At 71.7% G+C, this 11,959-nt stretch carries 10 protein-coding genes; 8 read left to right on the top strand and 2 right to left on the bottom strand.

What is annotated here, in order from left to right; all coding sequences use genetic code 11:
* Nucleotides 1–320 precede the first annotated feature (320 nt).
* On the top strand, nucleotides 321–1,169 hold the full coding sequence (ddaH, locus tag AB0B28_RS05465) for a dimethylargininase (RefSeq protein ID WP_360116913.1): 849 nt from the start codon (nucleotides 321–323) through the stop codon (nucleotides 1,167–1,169).
* A gap of 348 nt (nucleotides 1,170–1,517) precedes the next feature.
* Here ddaH and AB0B28_RS05460 read toward each other — a convergent pair whose 3' ends face one another.
* Both AB0B28_RS05460 and AB0B28_RS05455 read right to left on the bottom strand, forming a co-directional pair.
* Nucleotides 1,518–2,384 (bottom strand): hypothetical protein, encoded by an 867-nt coding sequence (locus tag AB0B28_RS05460; RefSeq protein WP_360116910.1) that lies wholly within the window; start codon nucleotides 2,382–2,384, stop codon nucleotides 1,518–1,520.
* A 191-nt stretch (nucleotides 2,385–2,575) separates the two neighbouring features.
* A complete protein-coding gene (locus AB0B28_RS05455) occupies nucleotides 2,576–3,289 on the bottom strand; it encodes a hypothetical protein (protein ID WP_360116907.1) in 714 nt (237 codons plus the stop codon).
* 220 nt (nucleotides 3,290–3,509) lie between these two features.
* Between AB0B28_RS05455 and AB0B28_RS05450 the strand changes: the two genes are divergently transcribed.
* From AB0B28_RS05450 to AB0B28_RS05420, 7 genes are all read left to right on the top strand, one after another.
* The gene (locus AB0B28_RS05450) at nucleotides 3,510–4,664 is read left to right on the top strand and encodes a thiamine pyrophosphate-dependent dehydrogenase E1 component subunit alpha (protein ID WP_360116904.1); all 1,155 of its coding nucleotides are present in this window, start codon (nucleotides 3,510–3,512) and stop codon (nucleotides 4,662–4,664) included.
* Nucleotides 4,661–5,635: an alpha-ketoacid dehydrogenase subunit beta gene (locus tag AB0B28_RS05445; RefSeq protein WP_360116901.1), complete on the top strand. Its 975-nt coding sequence runs from the start codon at nucleotides 4,661–4,663 to the stop codon at nucleotides 5,633–5,635. Before AB0B28_RS05450 ends, AB0B28_RS05445 begins: the two co-directional genes overlap by 4 nt.
* A gap of 10 nt (nucleotides 5,636–5,645) precedes the next feature.
* Complete coding sequence (locus AB0B28_RS05440) at nucleotides 5,646–6,968, top strand: dihydrolipoamide acetyltransferase family protein (RefSeq protein WP_360116898.1); 1,323 nt, start codon at nucleotides 5,646–5,648, stop codon at nucleotides 6,966–6,968.
* A 395-nt stretch (nucleotides 6,969–7,363) separates the two neighbouring features.
* Nucleotides 7,364–8,692, top strand: a complete 1,329-nt coding sequence (locus AB0B28_RS05435; RefSeq protein ID WP_360116895.1) for a hypothetical protein — start codon at nucleotides 7,364–7,366, stop codon at nucleotides 8,690–8,692.
* A gap of 118 nt (nucleotides 8,693–8,810) precedes the next feature.
* Entirely contained in the window at nucleotides 8,811–10,613 is a 1,803-nt protein-coding gene (locus AB0B28_RS05430) for an NHL domain-containing thioredoxin family protein (RefSeq protein ID WP_360116892.1), read from the top strand.
* Nucleotides 10,614–10,740: 127 nt separating this feature from the next.
* A complete protein-coding gene (locus AB0B28_RS05425; RefSeq protein WP_360116889.1) occupies nucleotides 10,741–10,938 on the top strand; it encodes a hypothetical protein in 198 nt (65 codons plus the stop codon).
* A gap of 116 nt (nucleotides 10,939–11,054) precedes the next feature.
* Complete coding sequence (locus AB0B28_RS05420; RefSeq protein ID WP_360116886.1) at nucleotides 11,055–11,906, top strand: hypothetical protein; 852 nt, start codon at nucleotides 11,055–11,057, stop codon at nucleotides 11,904–11,906.
* The last annotated feature ends 53 nt before the right edge of the window (nucleotides 11,907–11,959 follow it).

Raw genomic sequence — 11,959 nt, 5'->3', positions numbered from 1 at the left:
ATGCGCTCGGTCAGGTCCTTGATCGCCGTGGGCTGGTCGCCCGACGGCCGGTACTCGCTGACGACCTCAAAGCGCCCCTCGGCGCGGGGAATATCAGGTGCTCCGCCCCGACGAACCGCGAACCGCGAACCGCGAACCGCGAACCGCGAACCGCGAACCGCGAACCGCGAACCGCGGGCGAAGCCCGCGGTGCGACCAATTCGGACATCCGGGCCGCCCCGTGACCGGGGGGTTCGCGGGGCGGGACGCGTTGGTCACACTCCGGGGTGTCGCGGGCCCGCGGGGTGTCGCGGCGGGGCGGGGGTGTCTACACTCGCGCCATGGAGAAACACACCTCTTCACCTGCGCAGGCGCCCGCGACCCGGTCGCCCGGCCGCCGTACCTACCTCATGTGCCGCCCCGCCTATTACGCGGTCGAGTACGCCATCAACCCCTGGATGGACACCACCACCCCCGTCGACGCCACCCTCGCCTGCGCGCAGTGGGAGGAGCTGGTCGACGTCTTCACCGGCCTCGGCCACGACGTCGTCCGCATCGAGCCCGAGCCGGGCCTGCCCGACATGGTCTACGCGGCCAACGGGGCGTTCGTCGTCGACGGCATCGCCTACGGCGCGAGCTTCCGCTACCCCGAGCGCCGCCCCGAGGCCGACGCCCACGAGAAGTGGTACCGCACCAGCGGCTGGACCTACGCCAAGCCCGAGTTCATCAACGAAGGCGAAGGCGACTTCACCTACCTCCCCGGCCGCGAGCTCATCCTCGCCGGGTGGGGTTTCCGCACCGACGCGCGCGCCCACGCCGAGGCCGCCGACGTGTTCGGCCGCCAGGTCGTCTCCCTGCGCCTGGTCGACCCCAGCTACTACCACCTCGACACCGCGCTCGCGGTCCTCGACGACCACCGCATCGCCTACTTCCCGGGCGCCTTCGCCCCCGGCAGCCGCCTCCTGTTGGAGCGGCTCTTCCCCGACGCGGTGATCGCCGACGCCGATGACGCCGCCGCGTTCGGCCTCAACTTCGTGTCCGACGGGCGCAACGTGGTGGTCAACGCCGAGGCCACCGGCATGGTCGCGAAGCTCAGCGACGCCGGGTACGAGCCGGTCCCGGTCGACCTCTCCGAGCTGAAGAAGGGCGGCGGCTCGGTGAAGTGCTGCACCGCCGAACTGCGTCGCTAGGGCGTGCCCGACGGCCGTTATCGGGCCCATTCGCCCGCTCGCTTCGTTGTCGGCCTTCCCGATACAGCACCGGTATCGGGAAGGCCTTCCGCGGCCTCGGCGACGCTTGCGAGCCGTAAATGAGCCCAGCGAGCGAACGAATGGACTCCGATACCGACTCGCCGCGAGTTCCCAAGCACGCCCTAGGCGGACACAGACAAAGGGCCGGTGCCGAGCATTGCTCGGCACCGGCCCCTTTGCATCGACCGCGGGTCGTCTTCGAAGGCGCGGGCCGCGTCCTGCCAAGGTCAGCGCCGCAGCGGTCCGCGCCCTGCGCTCCCGCCCGGCCGCGGCCCGGCGGTTCCGGGCTTACGCGGCGGCGAGTGTCGGCTCGAAGCCGGTGGGCGCCGCTATGGGGAGCGGCCGGTCCGCGTGGCGCGGCGGCTGCTGGGCGGGGACGGGGACCGTCGGTCGATCGGCCGACGGCAGCGCGCGGTGCGCGCCGCCGCGGGACGCGGCTGGGTTGATCGGGGCATCGGGAACGTGCGGGGCCACGGCCAGCGCGCGGTGTGCACCGGCGTCCGGGGCGGACGCGGTGAGCGCATCGGGCCGCGGCGGCATCGGGCTCGCCGGGTGCGTCTGGTTCGAAGGAAGCACCTGGTTCGAGGAGATCGAGGGGCGCGGACTCGCCGGAAGCGCCACCGAAGGGAACACCGAGGCCGCCGCCGGGATCGCGACCACTGGGAAGACCTCGCTGCGGGGATTGAGCGCTCGGCGGGCCGGGCGCGGGGTGGCCGAAGGCCGCCGGAACGTGCGCGCGAGCAGGGCGTCGACCCGCCATACCCGCTTGGCGTGGCTGGCCGGGAGCCAGAAGTGCCACCGGTGCGGTTCGCTCGCGCCCGAGCCTTCCAGGACCGTGAAGTTGAGTTCGACGCCGGGCCCGGCCGGGTCGGCCGACCAGCGCAGTTTCTCGATCGCCTCCACCGGGGCGTCGAGGCAGAGGCGGACGCGGCCAAGCAGGCGCGACTGCCGGGTGACGACCATCCGGGTGCCGGTGAGCATGAGGACGTAGTCCCCGCTCCCGAGCCCGTCGGAGCCGACGCAGCGGCTCAGCAGGGACACCTGGTCGCCGGGAAGGATGTTGCGGCGCAGCAGCGGCACGTGCCGCGACAGCGCCGTCGTGGTCAGGCCCGCCTCGGCCGAACAGGCGAGCATGCTGCGAGAGAAGAGATCCATTTGCTACCCCACCTAGATCCGTGTGCATTCGTCGCTCGGCGACGCGCTCTCAGTAGGGCTAACGGCAATCCGCATGTGCAGGTTACGGCTGCGGGGTGTCCTTCCCCACAACTCACTCCTTCGGGCGAGGGAGTGTCGGGGTAGCGGGGGCGGGGTGTTATTGAGGGGCTTTCACATCGGGTTCGGGGCGGTCATTCGGGGAGCGGGAGTTCGATCAGGTCCTCTGGGGTGAGGTCGCCCGGATGCTCGGAGTCGGACCGGTGGTCCTCGTGGCTCCAGTCCCAGTCCCAATCGCCGTGCCATCCGTGACCTGGGTGTTCGCCCCCGTCCTCGGGAGGCGGAGCGGGCGTCTCGTCCTCGTCCGGAACCTCCTCCTCGGGAGGCGGAGCGGGCGTCTCGTCCTCGCTCGGAACCCCGTCCTCGGCGGGCGGCACCGGGACCAGGTCCCCGCCCGGAGTCTCGCCGCATTCGGGACCGGACTCCTCGATCGGGACCAGCCTTGGCGGGTCCTCGACTTCCTCGAGTTCCTCGCCGCGCTCCTCCTCGCGCTCGGCCGGAGGCGGCGGTGCCGCGACCGGCTCGAGCACCGGGTCCTCGCGCACCGGCTCCGAGCGGGGCTCGACGGTCCCCGGACCTGCGATCGGCTCGGTCTCCGGTCCGGTCGGGACCGGCCCGGGCGGGTCCTCGCCGCTGGTCGCGGCCGATTCGTCGGCCTCGATGACGACCGTGCCCGGCTCCACGTTCGGCGGCAGGGCCGTCGCGGGCTCGTCCTCGTAGAGGCCGCTGGTGAAGGTCCACCCGACCGCCGCGAACGACGCCACGGTCCCCGCGCTCATCCCCACCAGCGCGAACCACAGCCCCACCGGCCAGCGTCCCCCCTGGTCGCTGCCTTCGACGCGCACCATGTGCTCCTTCCCGCCACCCCCGTGCGACGAAACGGCCGTTCAGGACCGATGATGTCGAATGCTCGACGGTACGACCCCGATCCGCCGCGTCACCGAGGCAGGTCGGCTACTAAGCGTCAGACTTCAGCCCCGAATAGTAATGGGGTGGGAGGTGTGACGCGCACCGCCCGGGTCTTTGGGATGCTTGGATACACCGGAATACGAATATGAGGAGGCAACTATGGGCGACACACAGCGTCCTGCCAAGAAGACGGCCAAGAGCCGTCCGAAACCCGCCTCAACGAACGAACCAGAGTTCGTGCAACTGCTGACTCCGGAGGGTCAGCGCGTCAAGCATCCCGACTACGACATCGACCTGACCGACGAGGAGTACCGCGGCCTGTACCGCGATCTCGTCGTCACCCGAGAACTGGACGCGCAGGGCACCGCCCTCCAGCGTCAGGGCCAGCTCGGCCTGTGGCCGAGCCTGCTGGGCCAGGAGGCCGCGCAGATCGGCTCGGGCCGGGCCCTCAAGGCCAACGACACGGTCTTCCCGGCCTACCGGGAGCTGGGGGTCCAGTGGGCCCGCGGCATCGACCTCATCTCGTCGTTCGCGCTCTTCCGCGGGACCGACCTGGGCGGCCGCGACGTGGCCGCCGACCGCTTCAACATGTACGCGATCGTGATCGCCACCCAGACCCTCCACGCCGCCGGCTACGCGATGGGCGTGGCCATGGACGGCGCGGTGGGCACCGAGGACGGCGAGGCCGTCATCGCCTACCACGGCGACGGCGCGACCAGCGAAGGCGACTTCAACGAGGCCCTGGTGTGGGCCGGGGTGTTCAACGCCCCGCTGGTGCTGTTCTGCCAGAACAACCAGTACGCGATCTCCGAGACCAACGCCCGCCAGTTCCGGCTGCCGCCGCACCGCCGCGCCGAGGGCTTCGGCGTGCCCGGGATCCTCGTGGACGGCAACGACGTCCTGGCGACCCTCGCGGTCACCAGGGCCGCGCTCGACCGCGCCCGCAAGGGCGAGGGCCCGAGCCTGGTCGAGGCCTACACCTACCGGATGCAGCCGCACACGACCTCCGACGACGCCACCCGCTACCGGGACGAGGCCGAGCTGGACTTCTGGCGCGCGAAGGACCCGATCGTGCGCTACCGCAAGTGGCTGACCGCCGAGAAGCTGGCCGACGAGGCCTACTTCGCGTCGGTCGACACCGAGGCCGGTGAGCTGGTGCGCGAGCTGCGCGCCCGCGTGATGGCGCTGACCGACCCGGAGGTCACCGAGATGTTCGACAACGTGTACGCCCAGATGCCGCCCGGCATCGCCGCCCAGCGGGCCGAAGCGCTCGACTTCCAGGCTTCTCTCGAGGAAGGGAGCGAGGTCCGATGACCACGATGACGATGGTGAAGGCCCTGAACGAAGGCCTGCGGCGGGTCCTGGAGGACCAGCCGAAATCCCTCATCATGGGCGAGGACGTGGGCCGCCTCGGCGGCGTCTTCCGCGTCACCGACGGCCTCCAGAAGGACTTCGGGTCCGACCGGATCATCGACACGCCCCTGGCGGAGTCGGGCATCATCGGCACCGCGATCGGCCTGGCGCTGCGCGGGTACCGGCCCATCTGCGAGATCCAGTTCGACGGGTTCGTCTACCCGGCGTTCGACCAGCTCGTGTCCCAGCTCGCGAAGCTCCCCAACCGCTCCGGCGGCCGCGTGCGCCTGCCCGTGGTCGTCCGCATCCCCTACGGCGGCGGCATCGGCGCGATCGAGCACCACTCGGAGTCGCCCGAGGCGTACTTCGCGCACACCGCGGGCCTGAAGGTCGTCACCTGCTCCAACCCCTCGGACGCCTACTGGATGATCCAGCAGGCCGCCGCCGGGGACGACCCGGTGATCTTCTTCGAGCCCAAGCGCCGCTACCACGCCCGCGGCGAGGTCGACACCGCAGCGCCCGAGCGGGACCTCTACCGGTCCCGGACCGTGCGCGAGGGCCGCACCGCGACCCTCATCGCCTACGGCCCCACCGTGGACGTGGCCGAGAACGCCGCCGCCGCGGCCGCCGAAGAGGGCCTGGACCTGGAGGTCGTCGACCTGCGGGCCCTGTCCCCGATCGACTGGGAGCCGCTGTTCGCGTCGGTCCGCAAGACCGGCCGGGCCGTCGTCGTCCACGAGGCCCCCGGCGAGGTGGGCATCGGCGCCGAGATCACCGCGCGATTGACCGAGGAGTGCTTCCACTCCCTGGAGGCCCCGGTGCTGCGCGTGACCGGCTATGACGTCCCTTATCCCGCGAGCCGTCTCGAAGACGACTACCTTCCGAACCTGGACCGGGTGCTCGACGCCGTCGACCGGTCCCTCGAGTACTGAGGAGCGGGACATGGGTCAGAGGATCACGTTCAACCTGCCCGACCTCGGTGAAGGACTCACCGAGGGCGAAGTCGCCGCGTGGCTCATCGAGCCCGGCGGCGAGGTCAAGCTCAACCAGCCGTTCGTGGAGGTCGAGACCGCCAAGGCCCTCGTGGAGGTCCCCAGCCCCTACGACGGGGTGCTCGCCGAGCACCACGCCGTCGCGGGCGAGACCGTCGACGTGGGCAAGCCCCTCGCCAGCTTCGAGGTCGAGGGCGCTGAAGCGCCCGAGCCGAAGAAGAAGGAGGAGCGCACCCCCAACCTCGTGGGATACGGGGCCCGCGAGGCCGGATCGAAGCGTCGCAAGCGGCGCGGCGGTGCCCCTGAGGCTCCTGCTCCGGTCGCCGCTCCGGCTCCGGTAGCGTCGCCTCCGGCTCCGGTAGCGCCCCCCGCTCCGGCCGCCCCGGCGGTGCCCGAGCGCACCGGTCCGGTGCTCGCCAAGCCCCCGGTCCGCAAGCTCGCCAAGGACCTCGGCATCGACCTCGCGTCGGTCACCCCCACCGGTCCCGGCGGCATCGTCACCCGCGCCGACGTCGAGGCGCACACGGCGGCCCCCGCCGCTGCCGCCCCGGTGAAGGTCGCAGCCTCGGCCGAGGACCAGCGCCTGCCCATCAAGGGCGTGCGCAAGCTGACCGCGCAGAACATGGTGGCCTCGGCGTTCACCGCGCCGCACGTCACGGTGTTCCTCACCTGCGACGTGACCGGCCTGATGGAGACGGTCAAGGAGTTCAAGGGCCGCAAGGAATTCGCCGACGTCAAGGTCACGCCGCTGCTGTTCGTGGCCAAGGCGGTCCTGCTGGCCGCCCGCCGCCACCCGATGATCAACGCGCGGTGGGACGAGGCGGCCCAGGAGATCGTCGTCAAGCACGACGTGAACCTCGGGATCGCCGCGGCCACCCCGCGGGGCCTGGTGGTGCCGAACATCAAGGCCGCGCAGGACCTGACGCTGGTCGAGCTGGCCGAGGCCATCGGTTCGCTCGCCCGCACCGCCAGGGACGGCAAGACCACCCCGGCCGACATGGCCGGCGGCACGGTCTCGATCACCAACGTGGGCGTCTTCGGCGTCGACACCGGCACGCCGATCCTGCCTCCGGGCGAGTCGGCGATCCTGGTGTTCGGCGCGGTCCGGCCCCAGCCGTGGGTACACGAGGGCGAGATCGCGGTCCGTCAGGTCACCACGCTCGGGCTCTCGTTCGACCACCGGTTGATCGACGGCGAGCAGGGTTCGAAGTTCCTCGCGGACGTGGGCGCGTTCCTGCAACACCCTGGGGAAACACTGCTCGCCTGGACGTGATCAAGCGCACCAGCGATTCGTTGGCGGATCTTGGTGTTCGGTGTTGTAATTGAGGCACGGAAACAACGGAGAAACATCACTTCGAAGTTTCCGATCGTCTCAGTGAACTGAGACCGCGAACTTTTCTCCTCCAACTGGTGGAGCGGACAGCGCCGAGTCCGCACACCGCGGAGACCCTCTCCAGGGGGTTCTCACACCGGCCGGGCGCCGCGTTTGCCATGAGGGGTGGGCAACCGCAGCGCCCGGCCTTTTTCTGTGCCCTCTTGCGCGTGCGCGGGGTTTTTCTTGCGGCTCTTTTTAACCCTGTCGAGTGATCGTTGGCGTCGCTGCGGTACCGTGTTGCCGTCTGGCGTGCCCCCAAGACGCCAGGCCGGAAGCAGCATTGAGGAGCAGCCGTGACCTCCGAGCAAGGCAACCCGCCAGCCAAGGGCGAGGCCCCTGACGACCAGAACGAGGTCGTTTCGAACGACGCCGCGCCCGCCGCGGACGCCGCCGCCCCCGAGGCCGAACCGGTCCCCGAACCGGAGGCGGCTCCCAGTCCCGCCGAGCCGGCGCCCACCCCCGAGGCGGCCCAGGAGCCTGCTCCCGAACCCGAACCCGAGGCCCCTGCCGCTCCCGCCGAGATCGAGGTCCAGGTCTCCCCGCCCGCCGCCGAGCCGAGCCCGCCCCCCGCGGCCGAACCGACGCCGCCGCCCGCGCCCGAACCCACCCCGCCGCCCGCGATCGACGAGGGCGCCACCCAGGCCATGCCGACTGCCGGCGCCGGTTTCGACGCCCCGCCCGCTCCGGCCGCCGACGCGCCCGCGCAGCAGCCGCCGGCCGCGTTCGAGCCCCCCGCCGCGCCGCAGGGCCCCACCGCCGGGCCCCAGTTCGACGACGAGGGCACCCAGATCCTGCGCCTGGGCCCGCAGTCCTCGCCCCCGGCCGCGCCGTCGGTGGACGAGAACACCCAGGTGCTGCCGCCGCAGGGCGTCTCGGGCTTCAACGCCCCCGCGCCCCACGGCGACCCGGCCGCCCAGCCGCAGAACCCGGCCTGGCCCTCGCCGCCGCCGAACCCTCTCGCCAACCAGGGCCAGCAGCCCCCGCCGCCTCCGGCCGCGCCTTACGGGCAGCAGCCGCCGCAGGCGCAGCCCCAGCAACCGCCGCAGCCGCCGTCGGCCTACCCGTCCGGTCCGCCGGTCCAGTCCGACGACACCCAGAAGCTGATCATCGGCGCGCACAACCCCTACAGCGAGCCGCCCGCCGCCCCGGCCTCGGCGTACCAGTCCGCGCCGCAGCAGCCGACGCAGGCCCAGTACACCCAGCCGCCGCAGGCGCAGTACACGCAGCCGACCGCGCCGGCCGGCCAGTTCCCGCCCCAGGTCCCGCCGGGCGGCAAGGACGGCAAGAAGAAGCCGCTCGTGCCGATCCTCGCCGGGGTCGCGGCCCTGGTGGTCATCGCCGCGGCCGTCGGCGTCTACTTCCTCATGTTCGGTCCCGCGAAGTTCGAGGAGGGCGGCTGCGTCCGCCACACCAGCGGCGACCAGGCCGAGGCCATCGACTGCGAGGACGCCGTCGACGGCGAGGACTACGAGATCGTCGAGAAGGTCGACAACGGCGAGAAGTGCGCCGAGGCCCAGCGCGAGACCCTCACCGTGGGCGAGGACGTCTACTGCCTGGCCCTTCGCGGCGAGCCCGCCGACGAAGGCGCCGACGAGGGCGCCGAAGAAGAGACCACCGAATAGACCGAGGCGGCCCGGGCCCGGAGAGTTCGCTCACCGGACCCGGGCCTCTTCTATGTCGTAGCAGCTCACCGGCAGTGAGCGAACGCTTCCACGCGTGCGCCCGAGCTAGGCTCGCTGCGTGACACAGGAGCAGACGGGGCAATCGCGGGTGCGCGCGGCGCGGCTCGAAGGGCGCGGCTGGTTGAACACCGGCGGGCGGACCCTCGACCTGGACTCCCTCAAGGGCAAAGTGGTCGTGCTCGACTTCTGGACGTTCTGCTGCATCAACTGCCTGCACGTCCTCGACGAGCTGCGCCCGCTCGAAGAGAAGTACGGCGACGCCCTGGTCGTCATCGGCGTCCACTCCCCGAAGTTCGAGCACGAGAGGGACCCCGAGGCTCTCGCCGCGGCCGTGGAGCGCTACGGCGTCGAGCACCCGGTCCTGGACGACCCCGACCTCAAGACCTGGGACGCCTACGCCGCCCGCGCCTGGCCCACCCTCGTCGTCCTCGACCCCGAGGGCTACGTGGTGTCCACCATGGCCGGTGAAGGCCACGTGCAGGCCCTCGACTCGATCATCGGCGGCCTTGTCGCGACCCACACCGCCAAGGGCACGCTCGAACCCGAAGGCAGCCCGTACGTGGCCGCACCCACGCCTGAGACCGCGCTTCGCTTCCCCGGCAAGGCCCTCGCCCTGCCCGGCGGCGACGTCCTGGTGAGCGACTCGGCCCGCCACCGCCTCGTGCGCCTCGCCCCCGACCTGGAGACCGTCGTCTCGGTGATCGGCACCGGGCGGCGCGGGCGCGCCGACGGCACCGAGCCCGAGTTCAACGAACCGCAGGGCCTCGCGCTGCTGCCCGAGGCCGTCGCCGCCGAAGTCGGCTACGACCTGGTCGTGGCCGACACCGTCAACCACCTCCTGCGGGGCGTGCGCCTGTCCGACGGCGCGGTGACCACCGTGGCCGGAACCGGCGACCAGTGGCGCAGCGACAACGGCACCGACAAGGCCTCGGGCGTCGACCTCTCCTCGCCGTGGGACCTCGCCTGGTTCGACGGGAAGCTCATCGTGGCCATGGCCGGGATCCACCAGCTCTGGTACTTCGACCCGCTCGCCGAGACCGCCGGGGTCTTCGCCGGGACCACCGTCGAGAGCCTCAAGGACGGGCCTCTGGAGCAGACCTGGATGGCCCAGCCGTCCGGGCTCGCCGCCGACGGCGACCGGCTCTGGCTGGTCGACTCCGAGACCTCCGCGCTCCGCTGGATCGAAGGCGGCGACATGCGCACCGCGGTCGGGCAGGGCCTGTTCGACTTCGGGCACGTCGACGGCCCCGCCGCCGACGCCCTCATGCAGCACCCGCTCGGCCTCACCGTGCTCGCCGACGGCCGCGTCGCGGTCGCCGACACCTACAACGGGGCCCTGCGCGCCTACGACCGGCGCACCGGCGAGGTCACGACCCTCGCGTCCGCCCTCGCCGAACCCAGCGACGTCCTCGTCCTCGAAGGCCGTGTGGCCGTGGTCGAGTCGGCCGCGCACCGCCTGACCGTCCCCGACCTGAGCGAGGCCGCCGTGGCCGGGCAGCACCACCGGGTCACCCGCAAGCGCACCAAGGTCGCGCCCGGGGCGCTGCGCCTGGACGTGCTCTTCGCGCCCGCCGAGGGCCAGAAACTCGACTACACGTTCGGGTCCCCGATCCAGGTCACCGTCTCGGCCGACCCGCCGCAGCTCCTCGCCCAAGGCGCGGGCCGCGGTGAGGAACTCGGGCGGGACCTCGTGCTCGCCGAAGGGATCGACCGCGGCGTGCTCCAGGTCGTGGCCCAGGCCGCGACCTGCGACGCCGAGGCCGAGCACCCCGCGTGCCACCTCACCCGCCAGGACTGGGGCGTGCCGATCGAGATCACCGAGGACGGCGTGCCGTCGCTGCGCCTGGTGCTTCGCGACTGACCCGGAAGTGTGACCGGTTGTTCACCAAGGGTGCGTGTCGCGAATCCGTGCAGCGCTCACGGAGGACTACGTTGTTCGAGTCGCACTCGATTCTGTTCCGATCAACCCATCGCAGGGAGGCAACGCTGTGACCGCCGAGGCACAGGTCAACGAACGCTACGCGGAGTACGAGCACTGGCTGGTGCTCAACGCCGCCGACCAGATCGTCACCGTCGGCAAACTGCTCGAACAGCAGGTCCGCACCCTCGAATACCTCACGCCGGAGTACGCGGGCGGCCTGGCCGCCTTCGAGCCCGACCTCACCGTCCTGACCGCGAACCGGTAGCGATCCGGCCGGGCGGCGCCCGCACGGCAGGCGCCGCCCGGCCCCGCCGCTACGCTGAAAGCGAAGTAGCGCCACAGCGGCTCGGCCCCTTGCGCCCGCGCTGATACCGTCGATGGGTGGAATTCTTCGAGAGGCCGTTCGGCGACGAGTCCGGCCCGGTCCAAGCCCCGATGCACCCCGCGTGGATCCGCATCATGCCGTGCAGCATCGAGTTGTTCCGCACCGTCCCCTCCGTGAACCCGTTCCCCGCGAGCTGGTGGGCCGACGCCTTCCCCGAGGACGACATCTGGAACGAGCCGGTCTGGTGCGATCCGGGCGACGTCGACGACTGGATCGCCGAGGCCTCCGAGCACCACCTCGGCGCCTCCCAGGAGGTCATCGAGAAGGAGGCCCGCGAGGAGTACGACCGAGCCACCGCCGAGCGAAGCGAGCGCATCGACACCTTCACCACCCACTGCCGGCGCGCCGGGCTCCCCGTCCCGCACACCGTGAGGGACCTCCTCGAATTCCTGCTCGCCCTGGGCCTGTACCGCTCCGAGACGCGCGAGGGCAAGCTCCACGTCGCCCCGCAGCTGTACATCAACCCGTTCGATGTGCTCGCCTTCGACAAGCTCGAAGCCATCGAAGAGGCCGCCGACCAGCGGGGCGATCTCGAAGAGCTCACCGCGATCGCGATCAGGCGCGTCGGCGGGGTCGACTACGAGTTCGACGAGGAGGGCCGCTTCACCCTCCCGGGGAACGCGAAGTCGGCCACGGTCCCGGTGAGCTTGGAGGCGCTCGCCGAGGACGCGGGCGTGCCCGCGCCGGTGATCCGCGGCATGCTCATGGAACTGGCCGAGGACGGCGACGTGATCGCCTCGGTCGAGCTCGGCTCGGTCCCGGTGGCCGAGGAGTTCACGCTCACCGCCTCCGACGACCTGCTCGGCGGCTACCCGAACGACGAGCTGCTGCCGCCTGAGCACGCCTGAGGGCCGTGACCGGGCCCGCAGCCCATTCACCGTCAGTTCACCTGAGTGTCCCC

The organism is Glycomyces sp. NPDC046736 (genome assembly GCF_040645615.1).
Classification (GTDB): Bacteria; Actinomycetota; Actinomycetes; order Mycobacteriales; family Micromonosporaceae; genus Glycomyces.
Note: the sequence above shows the minus strand (reverse complement) of the source record. Positions and strands in the feature narration are given on the sequence as shown.